The following is an 18,140-nucleotide window of genomic DNA, read 5'->3' on the forward strand; positions in this document are numbered from 1 at the left end:
TGGCTACAATTTACATGGAATCACGGGGACTCCCATGGCACGCATCCTGATCGTTGACGACTCACCCTCCCAGTTGATGAGCATCCGCCGCATCGTCGAGAAGCTCGGCCACGACGCGCTCACCGCCGAGGACGGCGCCGCCGGCGTGGAAGCCGCCAAGCGCGAGATCCCGGATCTGGTGCTGATGGACGTGGTGATGCCCAACCTCAACGGGTTCCAGGCCACCCGCTCGATCAGCCGCGAGCCCACCACCCGCCACATCCCGGTGATCCTGGTCACCACCAAGGATCAGGACACCGATCGGGTCTGGGGCATGCGCCAGGGCGCCAAGGCCTACATCACCAAGCCCTTCAGCGAAGCGGAGCTGGCGGCGGTCATCGCCCAATACGTCGGCAACGCATGAGCCGCGGGGCGCGCCCATTGCCTTGAATCCGCGCACGCGCTGGCATTGCGGCGCGTGCCGGCCTCATTCGCGCTGCCAATCGCTGCCAAACGCATCGCGCATCGTCGCGTAGGCCTTGCGCTGCGATTCGCTGCGCGCGCGCGGGGCGAGGATTTCCAGCTCGACGATCTGGTCGCCCGCACCGTCACGGCCGTCGGGCAGGCCGCGCCCGCGCAGGCGCAGCTTGCGGCCGGATTCGGAATCGGCCGGCACTTTCAACTGCACCGGCCCGCCCAGCGTCGGCACGCTGACGCTGGCGCCCAGCGCCGCCTCCCAAGGGGCGACCGGCAGGGTGTAGATCACGTTCAGCCCGTCCACTTCGAACTGCGGATCGGCGGCGTACTCGACTTCCAGCAGCAGGTCGCGCCCGCCCTGCCCCTGCCGCGCCAGCCGGATCGCCTGGCCGGGTTTGATGCCCTTGGGGACACGCACGTCGAGGGTGCGGCCATTGATCGTGATGCGCACGTTTTCGCCGGCAAACACGGCACGCAGCGGCACCGCCAGCCGGGCACGGGTATCCTGCGGCGGCGCGCCACCGGGCCGCACCGGGCCGGAGCCACCGCCACGCCCGCGTCCGAACAGGTTTTCGAAGAAATCCGAAAACCCGCCACCGGCGCCGCCACCGGCAAAAATTTCCTCGAAATCGAAATCAGGTTGGCCGCCCGGGCCGCGACCGTTGCCGAACCCGCCGGGCGGCGGGCGCACCTGGTCGCCAGGCCGATAGCCGCCGGCGCGCAGCTGGTCGTAGGCCTTGCGTTTGGCCGGGTCGCGCAGCGCCTCATAGGCTTCGTTGACCGCCTTGAAGCGCTCCTCGGCGCCTTTTTCCTTGCTGACATCGGGATGGTATTTGCGCGCCAGCCGGCGGTAGGCGGTCTTGATTTCCGCCTCGCCGGCGCTGGGTTCAATCCCGAGGATCGCGTAGTAGTCCTTGAATTCCATTGCCTGCCCTGCTGCCTGCCCTGCCCACGCCGCCCGGTCCGGACCGACGCTTGAAAAAAATGGCCCGCGACGTGCGCGGGCCATCAGTTTACGGCAGCCGCCGCGACCGCCGGATCAGCGCACCATCGCGGCTTCGATCACGAAGCGCGCAGGCCGCTGTTGCCGACCTGGATCCGGCGCGGGGTGGTTTCCGGGCGCTTGGGGATGCTGATTTCCAGCACACCGTTGCGGCCTTCGGCGGTGATGCCTTCGGCATCCGCGCTGTCCGGCAGGGCAAAGCGGCGGTGGAACACGCCGTAGCGGCGCTCAACCCGGCTGTAGTGCTCGTCGCTTTCGGCAAACTCGCTCTTGCGCTCGCCCTTGATCGACAAGATGCCCTTGTCCATCAGGATTTCGACCTCGCCCGGATCGACGCCCGGCAGGTCGGCCTGGATCACGAAGCGGGCGGCCTCTTCACGGATGTCGACCCGCGGGGTCCACTGGCTGGTGACCACCGAAGAATCGTCGCCAAGCTCGCCCAGCTGGAAGAAACGATCGAAGAACTGGCGCAGGTCGTCCTGCTGCAAACGCTGTCCGTCGCGCTGCTCAGCGCGCGCGAAACGCGGCCCGTGTGCATGCCTCATCGGGTTCATGGTGCTCTCCTGTCTGCGTGGCCCCACGGCCACCTGCTCCCGATATGGGATCATGCGGGCGGCATGCAAGACGTTGTATTGCCGGCAGCGTGCCCCCATTCAATCCACTTTCAGGTTTCCAGGAGCGCTCCCATGCCCATCCAGCCCGGTGATCGCATCCCGGAAGCGGTCTTGCAGTACATCGACGATGGCGTGCGCAAGATCAACGCCGCCGAATTGTTCGCGCATCGCCGCATGGTGTTGTTCGCCGTGCCCGGCGCCTTCACGCCGACCTGTTCCCAGCGCCACCTGCCGGGTTATGTCGAGCACTTCGATGCCTTCAAGCAACGCGGCATCGAGGTGGCCTGCATGGCAGTCAACGATCCCTTCGTCATGCAGGCCTGGGGGAAGGACCAGCACGTCCCGACCGGACTGCGCCTGCTGGCCGACGGCAACGGTGACTTCACCCGCGCGCTGGGCATGACGTTCGACGCCAGCGGTTATGGCATGGGGATTCGCAGCAAGCGTTTCGCCCTGTATGCCGATGACGGCATCGTGCGCGGGCTGTGGGTCGAAGCACCGGGCGAACTGCGGGTGTCAGCGGCCGACGCTGTGCTCGCCCGACTGTCCGCCTGAGCGCGCCGCCGGCGCACAGGCCTCGCAGGGCTGCGGTTCCAGGATCGCGAAGCGCAGGCTGTCCCAGGCGCCGCTGTCGGCCAGCGCGGTCAATTCATGGCGGCCCGGTTCGGTGAACTCGCGGATGAACGGGCGCCCGCCTTCGCTTTGCGCGAACCAGCGCCCGTCCAGCAGCCACTGCACCTGCCCGGCGGTGCCCAACGCGCGCAGGGTGACGCGCACGCCGGTGCGACCCGGCGCCGGCGCGAGGACGCTGTCGGCATTGATGCCCTGGATGTGCACGGTTTCCAGCGCGGCGCGCCCGTCGTCCACGCAGTCCTGCGCCAGCGGCGGCAGCGTCGACTGCGCGCGCCAGTCGGAAGGGAGCCACGGGCCAAGCAAAGCCGGCCAGCGCGCGATTTCCCGGGCTTGGGCGACGTGCGGCGCGCTGCACTGGGCCGACAGCCGCTGGCCGCTGGCCGCATCCACCTCGAAGCGCTCGATGCCGGTGGTCCAGCGCCGCGCGTCGCGCTCCGGGAAGGTCGGTGGAATGGCGCCGTCCAAGGTCCATGCCTGCAGCCGCTTGCGGCACAGTGCCGGCGGCTGCGCGGCCGCAGCAATCCCCAGCGGCCAGCAGACCTCGACGTCTTCCACCCCGGCCGGCGGCGGCGGCTCGCGCAGATCGCCGGGCCGGCGCGGCAGGCTGTCCACGACCTCGAACAACAGCGGCAGCGCTGTCACGGCGCCGTACTGGCCCGGCAGCGGCGTGCCGTCGGGCCGCCCGACCCACACGCCCACCGTGTAGCGCGGGGTCGCGCCCAGCGCCCAGGCGTCGCGGAAGCCGTAGCTGGTTCCGGTCTTCCACGCCACCTGCGCCCGCCGCCCGCGCGCGAACATGCCTTCGGGTTCGCCGGGGCGGGCGCCGCCGGTGAGGATGTCGCGAACGATCCAGGCCGCGCCAGGCGAGAGGATGCGGCGTTCGAGCTTCGGCGCGTCGGTGGTGTAGCGCACGCGCCCCGCAATTCCGTTGCGCTGGAACGCGGTGAACGCGCCGACCAGATCCTCCAACCTGGTGCCGGTGCCGCCGAGGATCAGGCTCAGGTTGGGCGGCGCGCCCAGCGGAAATTGCAGCGCCACGCCGGCATGTTCCAGCCGCGCGGCGAAGCGCGCTGGGCCGATGCGATCGAGCAGATCGACCGCCGGCACGTTCAGCGACAGCCGCAGCGCTTCGGCGGCGCCCACCGGCCCGCGGAAGCTGGTGTCGAAATTGCTGGGCCGGTAGCCGCCAAACGACTGCGGCGCGTCCACCAGCAGGCTCTCGGAATGGATCAGCCCGTCATCCAGCGCCATGCCGTACAGGAAGGGTTTGAGGGTTGAACCCGGCGAGCGCAGCGCCCGCACCATGTCCACGTCGCCCAGCCGCTGGCGATCGCCGAACGCCACCGAGCCGACGTAGGCGCGCGCTTCCAGAGTGGCGTTGTCCACCACCAGCAGCGCCGCCGAGGTGCGCGGTGGCAGGTTGGAAAAATACGCGCTGACGCGATCTTCCAGGGCACGCTGCAGGCTGGAATCGAGGGTGGTGACGATCCGCTTTGCCTGCGGGAACTGCGCGTGCAGACGCTGCGCCAGCAGGGCCGCGTCCATCGGATTGCGCAACTGCCGCGCCACCACGGTTTCGACCCGCGCATCGGCCACCTGGGACGGCGTCCAGATGTGCAAACTGGCCATCCGCGCCAGCAGCTTGTCGCGTGCCGCCTGCGCCGCTTCCGGATGGCGATCGGGGCGCAGCCGGCTGGGTGATTGCGGCAGCACCGCCAGCAGCGCCGCCTCGGCGTGCGAGAGCTGCCGGGCCGGCTTGCCCAGATAGGCCCAGCTGGCCGCCTCGACGCCCTCGATGGTGCCGCCGAAGGGCGCGCGTTCCAGATAAATGGTCAGGATTTCGCGCTTGGAAAGATGTGCCTCCAGTTGCAGCGCCCGCAGGATCTGGCGCAGCTTCCCGGACGCGCTGCGGGTGCCTGAACCACGCAGCTTCGGATCGACCATGCGCGCCACCTGCATGGTCAGGGTTGAACCACCGGAGACGATCCGCCGGCTGGCCACCAGCTGCACCGCGGCGCGCGCCATCGCCACCGGGTTGATGCCGGGATGACGCCAGAACCAGCGATCCTCGTAGCCGAGCAGGGCCTCCAGGTAGAGCGGCGAAACCTGCTCCGGCGTGGCCGGATAGCGCCACACGCCGTTGGCATCGGCAAAGGCGCGCAGTGGGGTGCCGTTGCGTGCCACCACCACCGTCGACAGATCGCGCTTGCCGGGCAGCGGCAGCGGGAAGGCCAGGTCCAGCACCAGCAGCAAGGCCAGCGCGGCGGCCGCGGCCCAGCGCAGCCAGGGCAGCAGCGCCCGCCAGCGGCGCCGTTGCGGCACGGTGGCGGATGCGGCCGCGGCGTCCCTCGACTCCGGCGTCATTCGTCTCCGCACGCCGCCGCGGCAGCGGGCGTCGGCGCGCCCCGCTGCCTCCCAATCGCAGGACGCGCCCGCGCGATTGCCGCCGGTCGCCTCACGGCTCCACCACCGTCAATGTCGACGGCACCGCACGGCCGACGCCACGCAGCTGCGGCCGGTACATGTCCTCGATCATCGGCGGCGGCACCGTGTAGGTCCCCGGCGTGACCGCGCGCACGAGGTAGTAGACGCGGGCAACTGAACCCGCACTCAGGCGCAGCGCCGCGACGTAGCGATCGTCGCGGAACTCTTCATGGCGGATATCGGACTCGCTCATGCGGTCGTCCATGCTGATCCCGTCGATCACCACATCGGCCCACTGCGCGCTGTCGCCGAGGTTCATGTTCTCGATCTCCAGCCCGGCCGGCAGCAGGTCGGTGAGCAGCGCGTCATTCATGCGCTGGTCGGCGGTGATCGACACCCGCACGATCAAGCTCTCGCCTTCCTTGAGCGGACGCGGGGTCCACGGCTTGCCGTCGGTGGTGAACAGCGCGCGCTCGATCTTGATCACGCTGGCGTCGGGCGCAGGCGCGCTGCGCGGCACGCCGGCCACGTCCAGGCTGGCGAAGAACGGCGGCTGCCCCTGCGGCAGGAAGCGCAGGCCGCTGGACAGGGCGGCGTAGTCGAAATCGCGGGCGAAGCTGCGTGCCGCCGCGATTGTTTCGGTGCTGCCACCGTGGGTGAGCGTACCCGACACCTCGCGGGTCTGGGCCGCCAGCAACGCCTTGCCCAGCCGCGCCAGCGCGATCTGCTCCTGCGTGCTCAGCCAGAACCACGGCGCCTGGCGGCGCGCATCCAGCTCGCGACCAAGGTCGATGACGCGGGCGTCATAGGCGGCCTTCGGATAGCCGCGCTCGTGGGTGAGCGCAATCATCAGCGCCAGGTCCCGCAGCGGGCTGCCGTAGTCGCCCAGCCAGCCGACCCGGTCCCCCTTGAACGCGAAGCCCGCCGCAATCGCCTTGTCTCCGCGCCCGCGATCGCCCTGCAGCGCCAGCGCCAGCCCCAGGTGCACCAGCGGCAGCCCCTTGAGCGCCTTGCTGCGGTCGTTGTCATAGAGCGCGCGCAGCGTGCCCAGCGGCGCCCGGTTGACCCGCGCCAGCACGTAGCCGGCATAGGCCTTGTAGGCGAACTTGAGGTACTCGCGCTGGTCACGGCCGTAGAACTCGACGCCGTTGGTCAGCAGGTCTTCGCTCAGCCGTTGCAGCGCCTTTTGCAGCACTGCATCGGGAATGGCGAAGCCGGCTTCACGCGCATCCAGCAGGAATTCGACGATGTAGGGCGTGAGCATCGGGTCGACGCTGTCGCTGTCGTTGCCACCCCACATCGAGAAATGCCCGCTCGACACCTGCATCGCCGACAGCCGGCCAAACGCGCCGTCCATGCGCGCCCGCCGCTGCGCCGCATCGAGGCCGGACACGCCGAACCCGCGCGCGGTGGCGGCATCGAGCTCAAGTGCCGCATAGCCCTTGCTGGTGGTCTGCTCGGCACAGCCGTAGGGATAGTCCAGCGCGCCCTTGAGCGCGGCACCGAACGGGATCGGCGGCAGCGCGCTGACCTGCATCCGCGCCCGCACCGAGCCCGGCAGCAGCCCCTCGGCGATGCCCGCATCCAGCGTCACCGGCGCGCCGGCAGCCAGTGCCAGCGTGCGCGAGCGCAGCACCGACGGCCAGGCCGGCCGCACCGGCAGGTCGTAGCGGCGATCGACCTTGAAGCCATTGCCCTCGACCCGGACCCGCACCTGGGCGGTGCCGAAGCCTTCCTGCGCGGCCAGCGGGAAGCTCAGCGTGGTCTTGGCCTGCGGCTGCAGGGTGGCGGATCGGCTGCCGTTGTCGATCCGGGCCGGGCCGATGCCTTCGACCTGGACATTGAAGCTGCCCGGTTTGCCGGTGTAGTTGCTCACGTCCAGGGTGACGGTGCCACGGTCGCCCGGCGCCATCACCCGCGGCATGCTGGCCTCGGCCACGATCGGCGCGCGCACCAGCACTTCGCTGTCACGATTGCCGTACTGGTGGTCCGAATACACCAAGGCCGAGACCCGCAGGGTGCCGTTGAAGTCCGGCGTGTGCAGGGTCACCCGCGCCACGCCCCTGGCATCGAGCTGTACCGGCCCCGAGAACAGGTCCACGGTCTGCACCCGCGAGGTCGGCCGCCGCGCCTGCGGCAGGGCGGCCAGCGCCATGTCGCCGCCGAAGCGGATCCGCGCCGTCCCGCCCTCGAAACTTTCGATCACCCGGCTGTAGATGTCATAGGCGTCCACCCCGAGGCGGCGCTGGGCGAAGAAATGCGCGTTGGCATCCGGCACCGGGTAGCGGGTGATGTTGAGGATGCCGACATCCACCGCCGACAGCGTCGCCCAGGCCCGCTTGCCGGCCAGCTGCGGGGCGGCAATGGTCACCTGCAGCGGCTCGTCCGGGCGCATCTGCGGGCGGGTGGTGAGGGCGACGTTGACCCGCCGGTCGATGCGGTCCATCGGCACGAACACCTCGCCCACCGCGCGGCTGGGGGTGATCTTGCTGGCCGCGCTGCCGCCGCGGAACACCAGCGCGGTGATGTAGACATCGTGCCGCTCCCAGTCCTGCGTCACCGGGATTTCGACCACAGTACCGGCCTTCACCTGCAGCGAACGCACGAACAACATCCGGTCGGTTTCCACCATCACCAGCCCCTGGCCGGGGTGCGGCGGGGTCAGGGTCACCTTGAGGGTCTCGCCGGCGCGGTAGGCGGTGCGGTCGAGCGAGAGCTTGACCTTGTCCGGGCGCGCATCGAGGCCGCGGTTGTCGTCGTCCCAGCCCCAGCCGGCCTGGAACGGATAGCGCATCGTCAGCCGGGTTTCGGGGTCGTAGACATCGACCCGATAATCGCCCCACTCGACCGGGAAGTCGAAACGGGTGGCGGTCGCACCGGCATCGAGGGTGCGGGTTTCGACATTCTCGAAGCGGCGGGTGAAATCGTAATTCCAGCCTTCGTCGCCGTGGGTCCAGTGGTAATCGCGGTGCTCGCGCACCAGGGTGACCTTCAGCCCCTTGACCGGCATCGGCTGGCCGTTGCTGGCGTAGCGCATCAGTTCGAAGCCGGCGCGGGTGTTGGCGCCGGAGCCATCGGCATCGTCGAACAGCGGGCGCACGCCGACCAGCGCGTTGGCCGGCCACAGGGTGCGGGTGAGGCTGCGGTTGACGCTGCGGCCACCGGTTTCGAACAGGCTGCCGGCGATCACCACCTTGACGGGGGTATTGCCCTTCACCTCTTCCGGCAGGGCGATGTCTTCGCGCAGCTCGCCGCGCGCATCGAGCTTGGCGTCGATGGCATCGCTGGCTTCCTTCGGCAGCGCCACGGTGGGATCGCCGAAGAACCAGCCCTTGAGGGAGGCCAGCGGGTGCTGGTCAACCGCCACCACCATCTTGGCGGTGAAGCGGTTGCCGTCGGCCGGCGCGCCGTACAGGTAAGCGCCCTTGGCCACCAGCTTCAGCGGTTGGCCAGGACGCAGCAGTGCGCCGGCGGCGTCCAGATCGAGCTTCATGCGCTCGGGCAGGAATTCCTCGATCCGCAGCGGCATGCCCTGCACCGCCTCCTTGCTGGCCGGATCGGTGCGGAACTCGACCTGCCAGCGCCCGGTCGGCGCTTCGGCCGGGATCGCCCGCTCGAAGCGGAAATAGCCGCCGGCCTGCGGCTCGATCCGCGATTCGACGAAGGTCTTGCCATCGGGCTGCTTGAGCCGCACGAACAGCGGCTGCGGCTTGCCGCCCTTGGCCGCCACGGGTTTGCCATCGAAGTCGCGCAGCAATGCGGAAATCCGCACGGTCTCGCCGGGGCGATAAAGATCGCGCCCGGACCAGGCAAACACGTCGAACCAGGCCTGCGTGGGCCCGGTGACAGCAAATTCGGACAAGTCCAGCGCCGGCTGGTTGAAGCCCAGGATCGACATGTCCTTGCCGCGTCTCGCCACGATCACGTGGCCGGCGTCCAGGGTGTAGTTCAGCAGCGCGTTGCCGTTGCTGTCGGTGCTGCTCTTGAAGATGGGCTCGCCCTGGGCGTTGAGGATCTTCAGCTCAACCCCGCCGAGGCCCGAGCCGTCGTTGAGCGAGGCGGTGTGCACGAACAGCTTGTCCTTGTAGGCGCGCACGTGCAGGCCGATGTCGCTGACCGAGAAGAAGGCGATGTCGTAGTCATCGCGGAAGCTGCCGGTCTTCTTCATCACCGCGAAGTACAGGCCGGGTTGCTGCAATTCCTGGATGTCCTGCACCGGCAGATAGGTCAGCGAGCGCTCGTTCGGCTTGCCGCCAAGCACGAAGCGGTTGACGTACACCGGGTCGGCCATCCGGGTGATCGGGGGACGGCTGTCCTCTTCGTCGGCGTCGTACCAGGACGGATCCAGCCGCCAGCTGTCGGCCTTGCCGCCGCGCCGGTAGTTGGCGAGGAACTGCGGTAGCGCGGACTCGCGCACGCGCAGGAACTCGACATCGACCTCATCGACGTTGACCGATACCACCGGCAGCCCGCGCGACTCCCGCGCCGGCAGCACGCTGCCCTGCGAGGCGAAACCCACCGCCGGGTCGAGCTTGCCGGTGTAGACCTTCAGCTCCTGGTCGCTGCCGAGGGTGGAGCCGTCCGCCGCAGCCAGGCGGCCCGCGATCTTCAGCGTGTAGGTCTTGTTCGCCTCGGCGTAGGGGAAGCGCAGGCGCTTGCCGTCGTCGCTGAGCACCCAGCTGCTGTCGCCTTCACCGCCCTTGGCGTCGATCACCAGCAGCTTGTCGAAGTCCTGGGTGCCGACCAGCGGGCGGGAGAACTCCACCGTCACCGCCAGCCCGTCGGGGCGTTGTTCGGGATAGGCGCGCACGATGCCGAAGCCGCGAATGGCATCGCGCTGGGCCTGGATCGCTTCGCCGCCGGCCACCGGCAACTGGCCGCTGGCATTGCGCTTGCAGCCGGGCGCGCCGACCGCCAGCGCCACTGCCGCCAGAAGAATCGCAACGGCGCGCAGCGCCCCGGTCCGTACCCGATCCATCGCCGCCCCGTCCTGTTGTGGCCATCACGAGTATAAGACGCGAAAAGCCGTCACAAGCGGACGCTGGCGGCAGGGTTCCGTCCAGCCGGAATTCAGCAACGCGAAACGCACCCCGCAAGGTGGCCGGCAAGACCGGCACGGCCACCGGGACGCCGGCTCAATCCGCCGGCGTCGCCTCACCCGCATCGGACCCGTTCGCCCGGGTGTCGCTGCCGGCGTCCTCGCCGTTGCCCTCGTCCAGCGAGGCGTCGAGGCGCTCGATCGCCTGCAGCTTCTCGCCTTCGCCCAGTCGCATCAGGGTGACGCCCTGGGTGTTGCGGCCCACCTGCGAGATGTCCGCCGCCGGTGTGCGCACCAGGGTGCCGCCGTCGGAAATCAGCAGCACGTCGTGGTGCTCGGACAGCTGGATGGCGCCGACCAGCGCGCCGTTGCGGCCATTGGTCTTCATCGCAATCACGCCCTGGGTGCCGCGGCCCTTCTTCGGGAACTCGTCGAGCACGGTGCGCTTGCCGTAGCCGTTTTCGCTGGCGGTGAGGATGTCACCGTCGCCGTGCAGGACCACCAGACTGACCACCTGCTCGCCCTTGGCCAGCTTCATGCCGCGCACGCCGGTGGCGGTGCGTCCCATCGGGCGGACGGTCTCGCCGGCGAACCGGGCCGCCTTGCCGTTGCTGGCGAACAGCATGATGTCGCGGGTGCCGTCGGAGAGGTCGGCGTTGACCAGCGCATCACCCTCGGCGAGGTTGATCGCGATCTTGCCGCGCTGCAGCTGGTAGGCGTATTCGGTCAGCGGGGTCTTCTTCACCGTGCCGTTTTTGGTGGCGAAGAACACGAACTTGCCTTCCTCGTATTCGCGCACCGGCTGCACCGCTTGGACCTTCTCGCCCGCTTCCAGCGGGATCCAGTTGATGATCGGGCGACCGAGCGCGTTCGGGCCGGCGTCGGGAATCTGGTGCACCGGCAGCCAGAACACCCGGCCATTGCTGGTGAAGGTCAGCAGGGTGTCGTGGGTATTGACCAGCCAGAGCTGCTCGATGAAATCCTCGTCACGGGTCGTGGCGGCGTTGCGACCGCGGCCGCCACGACGCTGCGAGCGGTAGCTGGTGGCCGGCTGGCGCTTGACGTAGCCGGCGTGCGAAAGCGTGACCACCACGTCCTCCGGGGCGATCAGATCGAGGATGTCGAGGTCTTCCTCGGATTGACGGATCTCGCTGCGACGCGGATCGCCGAACTCGGCCTTGAGGGTGCGCAACTCGGTGCGGATCACATCCAGCAGCACGCTGGCATCCTCGAGGATCCGGATCAGCCCGGCGATGACGTCGAGCAGCTGGCGGTATTCGTCAGTGAGTTTGTCCTGCTCCAGCCCGGTCAGGCGGTGCAGGCGCATCTCGAGGATCTGCTGGGCCTGAATGTCGGTGAGCTGGTAACCGTCAGACAGCAGGCCGACACCGGCCGGCAGGTCTTCCGGACGGCTGGCCGCGGCGCCCGCCGCCGCCAGCAGCGCGCCGACCAGACCCGGTGCCCAGCGCCGCGCCAGCATGCGTTCCTTGGCGACCTGCGGGTTTTCCGACGTCTTGATCAGCTCGATCATCGCGTCGATGTTGGCCAGCGCCACGGTCAGGCCTTCGAGCACGTGGGCGCGCGCGCGCGCCTTGCGAAGTTCGAAGATGGTGCGGCGGGTGACCACCTCGCGACGGTGGCGCACGAAGGCTTCGAGGATCTGCTTCAGATTGAGCAGCTTCGGCCGCCCATCGACCAGCGCCACCATGTTGATGCCGAACACCGATTCCATCGGCGTCAGCGAATACAGGTTGTTGAGCACCACCTCGGCCGAGAAGCCGCGCTTGATCTCGATGTAGATCCGCATGCCGTCCTTGTCGGACTCGTCGCGGCGCTCGCTGATCCCCTCGATCTTCTTGTCCTTGACCAGCTCGGCGATCTTCTCGATCAGCCGCGCCTTGTTCACCTGGTAGGGAATCTCGGTGACGATGATGGCTTCGCGTCCGCTGTCGCTGACCTCGATCTCGGTCTTGGCGCGGATCCGCACCCGGCCGCGGCCGGTGCGGTAGGCCAGCTGGATGCCGGCGGTGCCGTTGATGATGCCGCCGGTCGGGAAGTCCGGGCCGGGAACGTGCTCCATCAGGCTGTCGATATCGATCTGCGGATCGTCGATCAACGCCAGCAGCGCGTCCACCACTTCGCCGAGGTTGTGCGGCGGGATGTTGGTGGCCATGCCCACCGCAATGCCGGCCGAGCCGTTGACCAGCAGGTTCGGCACCCGGGTCGGCATGACCGTGGGTTCGAGCTCCTTCTCGTCGTAATTGGGCTGGAAGTCGACGGTTTCCTTGTCGATGTCGGCCATCAGCTCGTGGCTGATCCTGGCCATGCGCGCTTCGGTGTAGCGCATCGCCGCGGCGGAATCGCCGTCGACCGAACCGAAGTTGCCCTGCCCGTCCACCAGCATGTAGCGCAGCGAGAACGGCTGCGCCATGCGCACCAGGGTGTCGTAGACCGCGCTGTCGCCGTGCGGGTGGTATTTGCCGATGACATCACCGACGATGCGCGCGGATTTGTAATACGGCTTGTTGCTGTGCGCGCCCAGCTCGTTCATCGCGTACAGCACGCGGCGGTGGACCGGCTTGAGGCCGTCGCGAACGTCGGGAAGCGCGCGCCCCACGATCACGCTCATGGCGTAATCGAGGTAGCTTCGCCGCATCTCGTCTTCGAGCTTGACCGGGATGATTTCCTGCGCGAGATCGCCCATCGTGCGTCCGTATTCCTGTCGCTGGCCCACGCCCCGGCCCGGACGGCGAAAAGGCCGTCCGCAGGCGGTTTACGCGGGGATTCCTGGAGCCGTGAATTGTAGCATTTCCACGGCTTTTCCGCAGCATTGCAAGCGCTGGGAACGGCGCGTTTCCCGGCTTCGGTTCAGCCGTCCGCAAGCGCCCGCATGCGCGCCGCGTCGGGGCGTGCAAGCACGCCATTTTCGGTGACGATGGCGTCAATCAATCCGTGCGGCGTGACATCGAACACCGGGTTCCAGGCGCGCACGCCGGCGGCCACCGTGCGTTCGCCGCGTGCACTGAGCAGTTCGGCCGGATCGCGTTCCTCGATCTCGATCAAAGCGCCCTCCGCGGTGGCCATGTCGACCGTGGACGCAGGCGCCACGACCATGAACTTCACCCCGCAGTGGCGGGCGACGATGGCGAGCTGGCAGGTGCCGATCTTGTTGGCGACATCACCGTTGGCACAGATGCGGTCTGCGCCCACGACCACCCACTGCACCTGCCCGGTCTGCATCAGGTGGGCCGCCGCCGAGTCGGCAATCAAGGTGGCGTCGATGCCGTCCTGCTGCAGCTCCCACACGGTCAGGCGGGCGCCCTGATTCCAGGGCCGGGTTTCGGTGGCGAACACGCGCCGGATGCGTCCTTCGGCAACGCCGGCGCGGATCACGCCCAGCGCCGTGCCAAACCCGGAGGTGGCCAGCGAGCCGGTGTTGCAATGGGTCAGCACGCCGCTGCCGGGCGCGATCAGGCCGGCGCCCAGATGCCCCATCGCCCGGTTGGCCGCCAGATCCTCGGTTTCGATCGCACGCGCCTCGCGCTCCAGCACCTGCTGCCAGTCTGCACCGGCAGCAACCAGCACCCCGCGCATCCGATGCAGGGCCCAAGCCAGATTCACGGCGGTCGGCCGGGCCGCGTTGAGCCTTTCCAGCGCCGGCTCCAGCGCTTGCGCGGCCTCCGCACCGGATTCGGCCTGCACATCGCGCGTCGCCAGCACCGCGCCCCAGGCGGCGGCGATGCCAATGGCCGGCGCCCCGCGCACGATCAGGTCGCGGATGGCTACGGCCACCGCATCGCTGCTGCGGCAGGCCACGGTGGTGACCACGAACGGCAGGGCGCGCTGGTCGAGCAGTTCCAGCGCCTCGCTGGTCCAACGCAGCGGACGGACGTGGTCGTAGCGGTCGTAGTCGAGGGTGTTCACGGCGTGATTTTACCTGCTGCACACGAAACAGCCGGCGCCAGGACGCCGGCTGTCAACGTCGATTTGCAAACGCGGATCAGTAGCTGCGGAACTCCGCGCGGCAGCCCTGCGACACCCACACGCCGATCCGGCCATAGCCCCAGCTGCGGCCCTGGATGCAGGGCGCGTTCGACAATTGGCGAATCAGCTGGACGCCGGCGCGAACGTTGGCCGCACATTCCTGGGTCCGGCCATTGATCGACTCGCAGCGGAACTCGCGGCCACCATAGCCGCTGTTGCCCCAGCCGCCGCCGGTATAGCGGTTGGCGAACTCGCCGCGGCAGCCGTTGTTGACCCACACCGAATCCCGGTCCGCGCCCCAAGTACGGCCCTCGACGCAGGGCGAGTTGGAAATCTGCCGCACCAGCTCCGGCCTGCCGCGGCCGGGCACCGCGCAGCGGTTGTAGCGGCCATCGTGCGATTCGCAGCGCACGACACCGCCATAGCCGCCGTAGTCGCCATAGCCACGGCGGCCTGAAATCCTGAAATCGGCGCGGCAGCCTTGGGCCACCCAGATGCTGTCATTCCTCTGGCCCCAGCTGCGGCCTTCGATGCACGGCGAATTGGACACCTGCCTGAGCAGTTCTGCGCGCCCACCGCCGGTGTAGCACTGGTTGCTGCGACCGTCGATGGATTCGCAGCGGATGACGTTGTCATAACCGTTGCCATAGCCGTAGTTCTGGGCAGAGGCGGGAGCGGAAGCAAGGACACCCGCCAGCAGCAGAGCAATGGGGGCGACAGCGGCAAGAATCGGTCTGGACATGGCTGGCTCCTGGGATCTTCGGGACTGACGGGCGGGATCGACACTGATTGAAAACGCTTCGATGTCCGCAATCCGGACACGCGGCAGGTCACACGGTCGCTGGCACAACGGGCGGACAGCGGCCGATGCCCGTTTTGCCATCGCACAGGCTGAAATGCAAATCACCGCGCTGCTTCATTCAGGCTCTGGCAAAGTCGAAAGCCAGCACCGCGTCGATGCGCGGGTTGCCCCGCAGCACCATCAGCAGCCGGTCAACGCCCAGCGCCACGCCGGCGCAATCCGGCAGGGCCGGAAGCGCCGCCAGCAAGGCTTCGTCGATGGGCGGAAGCGCGGCGCCGCGCACGCGGCGTCGGTGCAGGTCGTTTTCAAACCGTTCACGCTGCTCTGTTGCATCGCCCAGTTCGTGATAGCCGTTGGCCAACTCGATCGGGCCCAGATACAGCTCGAAGCGTTCGGCCAGCGGCGGATCGCCGGGCCGGATCCGCGCCAGCGCCGCCTGCGTGGCCGGCCAGTCGTGGACCGCGATCAGCGCGTCGGCCGGAAACGTCGGCTGGATGCGGTGGGTCAGCAGCAGATCCAGCCAATCGTCGCGGCTCAGGCCTTCGGAGTTCACTTGCACGTCCCCAAGCGTCTCCTGCAAGTGCGATCCATCGGCCTCGAACGGATCCAGCCCGAGGGTTTCGAGATACAGCGCGCGATAACCGACCACGCGCAGCGTCGCACGACGACCGACCAGCGCCAGCGCCGCGTTGACGAACTCGGCAGTCTCCCCGATCAAACGCCGGTGATCCCAACCGACGCGGTACCACTCGAGCAGGGTGAATTCGGGGTTGTGCCGCCCGCCGGCCTCGCCGTTGCGGAACACCCGGCCCAGCTCGTAGCAGTCGCCCACGCCTGCGGCCAGCAGGCGCTTGAGCGAGTATTCGGGCGAGGTGCGCAGCCAGCGCCGGCGCGCGCCCGCGTCGACATGTCCGGAGAATTCGGTATGGAAACTGTCGATGTTCGGCTCGGTGTTGCCGGCCGCGGACAGGATCGGGGTTTCGACTTCGAGCACCTGGCGCTGCTGGAAAAATTCGCGCGCCATGCGGTTGAACGCGGCGCGCAGGCGCAGCGCGGCAACGTCGGCGGTAGGCTGCCAGTCAGGCATGATCGGAAAGGAAGGCCAGCAGCCGGGCCTCGTCCCAGACTTCGATGCCCAGCTCCCGCGCCTTGTCCAACTTGGAGCCGGCATCGCTGCCGGCGATCACCAGCGCGGTTTTTTTCGACACGCTGCCGGCCACCTTCGCGCCCAGGGCTTCCAGACGCGCTTTCGCCTCGTCGCGGGTCAGCGCCGCCAGCGCGCCGGTCAGCACCACGGTCTTGCCCGCCAGCGGGCCGGCCTGGGCGCGCTGCGGCGCACCCTCGGGCCAATGCACGCCGGCCTCGCGCAGCGCGGCGATCGCGGCGCGGTTGTGCGGCTCGGCGAAGAAATGCGCAATTCGCGTCGCCACCACCGGGCCGACGTCGGGCACCTGCTGCAAGGCGGCTTCATCGGCGTCCAGCAGCGGCTGCAGCGCCCCGAAATGGCGCGCCAGCGCCTTGGCCGTGGCCTCGCCCACTTCGCGGATGCCGAGCGCGAACAGCAGGCGTTCCAGCGTCGTACTGCGACTGGCGGCGATCGCCGCGACCAGATTTTCTGCCCACTTGGTCGCGATCTTGCCGGCCTTCACGGTCTCTGGAACCTCGCCGGCGACTTCGTCTGCGCGCTGTTTCATGGCGACGAAATCCTCGACCGTCAGGCGGTAGAGATCGGCGATGCCGTGCACGTAGCCATACTCGACCAATGCATCGACGAAACGCTCACCCAGCCCGTCGATGTCCATTGCCCGGCGCGAGCCGAAGTGGAGCAGCGACTGCTTGCGCTGGGCCGGGCAGACCAGCCCGCCGGTGCAGCGGGCGATGACTTCGCCATCGATGTGCTCGATTGCCGAATCGCACTCCGGGCAGTGCGTGGGCATGCGCCAGGGATGATGCCGCGGGCGTCCATGGGCGTCGTGCGGGCGCAGTTCGAGATTGACGCGCACCACCTCGGGGATCACGTCACCGGCGCGGCGGATGATGACGGTATCGCCGGGGCGCACGTCCAGCCGCGCCACCTGGTCGGCGTTGTGCAAGGTGGCGCGGCTGACCGTCACCCCGCCCACCTGCACCGGCGCCATCTGCACCCAGGGCGTGACGGCGCCGGTGCGGCCGACGCTGACCTCGATCGATTCCACCGTGGTCGCCACTTCCTGGGCCGGGAACTTGTGCGCGATCGCCCAGCGCGGCGCGCGGGCGACGAAACCCATCACCCGCTGCTGGTCGTAGCGATCGAGCTTGTAGACCACCCCGTCGATGTCGAACGGCAAGCGCTCACGCTGCGCGCCGATGCGCGCGAAGTAGTCCAGCAGTCCGCTCGCCCCGCGTGCGGTCTCCACTCGATTGCTGACCGGGAAGCCCAGGGTGCGGAGCCATTGCAGGGTTTGCGAATGGGTCGGCGGCAGCGTGACCTCGGGGCTGACCTCGCCCAGCGCATAGGCATAGAACGCCAGCGGACGTCGCGCGGTGACGGCAGGGTCAAGCTGGCGCAACGAACCGGCAGCCCCGTTGCGCGGATTGGCCAGCGGCTTTTCGTCGTGGGCGAGCGCATGGGCGTTGTATTTCTCGAACCCGGCCAGCGGCATGTATACCTCGCCACGCACTTCCAGCACCGCCGGCGGGTTCTCGCCGCGCAGCCGCAGCGGAATGGCCTTGATCGTGCGCAGGTTGGCCGTCACGTTCTCGCCGGTGGCCCCGTCGCCGCGGGTGGCGCCAAGCACGAAGCGGCCGTGCTCGTAGCGCAGGCTGATGGCCAGACCGTCGAATTTGGGTTCGGTCGAAAAAACCGGTTCCGCCGGGCCCGGCTCGGCCGTCCCGAGTTCCTTGACGATGCGGGCGACGAAGTCCTCGACTTCCGCCGCGCTGAAGGCATTGCCCAGCGACAGCATCGGGATCGCGTGTTCGACCGGCTCGAAGCGTCCGGACGGCGGTGCGCCGACGCGGCGGGTCGGGGAATCCGGATCGGCCAGTTCAGGGTGCGCGGCCTCCAGCGCTTCCAGTTCGCGCAGCAGGGCGTCGTATTCGGAATCCGGGATCGTCGGGTCGTCGAGCACGTGGTAGCGATGACTGGCCTCGCGCAGCTGCTGACGCAGCGCGGCAACGCGGGCAGCGTCGGCATTTTCGTTCATC

11 protein-coding genes are annotated in these 18,140 nt (G+C 68.7%); 2 read left to right on the forward strand and 9 right to left on the reverse strand.

The window, feature by feature from the left end; genetic code table 11:
* Positions 1-34: 34 nt before the first annotated feature.
* Positions 35-403 (forward strand): response regulator, encoded by a 369-nt coding sequence (locus M9902_RS00175; protein WP_297220231.1) that lies wholly within the window; start codon positions 35-37, stop codon positions 401-403.
* 63 nt (positions 404-466) lie between these two features.
* On the opposite strand, the gene M9902_RS00180 is transcribed toward M9902_RS00175, so the two are convergent.
* Together M9902_RS00180 and M9902_RS00185 are read right to left on the reverse strand one after the other, a co-directional pair.
* A complete protein-coding gene (locus M9902_RS00180; protein ID WP_297220233.1) occupies positions 467-1,381 on the reverse strand; it encodes a DnaJ C-terminal domain-containing protein in 915 nt (304 codons plus the stop codon).
* Between the two features lie 137 nt (positions 1,382-1,518).
* Entirely contained in the window at positions 1,519-2,004 is a 486-nt protein-coding gene (locus M9902_RS00185) for an Hsp20/alpha crystallin family protein (RefSeq protein WP_297220975.1), read from the reverse strand.
* Positions 2,005-2,145: 141 nt separating this feature from the next.
* Here M9902_RS00185 and M9902_RS00190 point away from each other — a divergent pair, with 141 nt between their 5' ends.
* Positions 2,146-2,628, forward strand: coding sequence for a peroxiredoxin (locus M9902_RS00190; RefSeq protein WP_297220235.1), 483 nt, complete (start codon positions 2,146-2,148; stop codon positions 2,626-2,628).
* Here M9902_RS00190 and pbpC read toward each other — a convergent pair.
* From pbpC to ligA, 7 genes are all read right to left on the reverse strand, one after another.
* On the reverse strand, positions 2,590-5,028 hold the full coding sequence (gene pbpC / locus M9902_RS00195) for a penicillin-binding protein 1C (RefSeq protein WP_297220237.1): 2,439 nt from the start codon (positions 5,026-5,028) through the stop codon (positions 2,590-2,592). The two genes, M9902_RS00190 and pbpC, sit on opposite strands and share 39 nt — an antisense overlap.
* A gap of 133 nt (positions 5,029-5,161) precedes the next feature.
* Positions 5,162-10,108: an alpha-2-macroglobulin gene (locus M9902_RS00200; protein WP_297220239.1), complete on the reverse strand. Its 4,947-nt coding sequence runs from the start codon at positions 10,106-10,108 to the stop codon at positions 5,162-5,164.
* A 157-nt stretch (positions 10,109-10,265) separates the two neighbouring features.
* Entirely contained in the window at positions 10,266-12,872 is a 2,607-nt protein-coding gene (gene gyrA, locus M9902_RS00205) for a DNA gyrase subunit A (protein WP_297220241.1), read from the reverse strand.
* Positions 12,873-13,036: 164 nt separating this feature from the next.
* The gene (gene mtnA, locus M9902_RS00210) at positions 13,037-14,092 is read right to left on the reverse strand and encodes an S-methyl-5-thioribose-1-phosphate isomerase (RefSeq protein ID WP_297220244.1); all 1,056 of its coding nucleotides are present in this window, start codon (positions 14,090-14,092) and stop codon (positions 13,037-13,039) included.
* A 76-nt stretch (positions 14,093-14,168) separates the two neighbouring features.
* Positions 14,169-14,894, reverse strand: a complete 726-nt coding sequence (locus M9902_RS00215) for a DUF3011 domain-containing protein (RefSeq protein WP_297174577.1) — start codon at positions 14,892-14,894, stop codon at positions 14,169-14,171.
* Between the two features lie 178 nt (positions 14,895-15,072).
* Positions 15,073-16,041 carry an EF-P lysine aminoacylase EpmA gene (gene epmA / locus M9902_RS00220; RefSeq protein WP_297220247.1) on the reverse strand — a complete coding sequence of 323 codons (969 nt, stop codon included), beginning with the start codon at positions 16,039-16,041 and terminating at the stop codon, positions 15,073-15,075.
* A complete protein-coding gene (gene ligA, locus M9902_RS00225) occupies positions 16,034-18,139 on the reverse strand; it encodes an NAD-dependent DNA ligase LigA (RefSeq protein WP_297220249.1) in 2,106 nt (701 codons plus the stop codon). The genes epmA and ligA overlap by 8 nt, the downstream gene beginning before the upstream one ends.
* Position 18,140: the final 1 nt, after the last annotated feature.

The sequence above is a fragment of the Thermomonas sp. genome, from assembly GCF_023953935.1.
GTDB lineage: Bacteria > Pseudomonadota > Gammaproteobacteria > Xanthomonadales > Xanthomonadaceae > Thermomonas.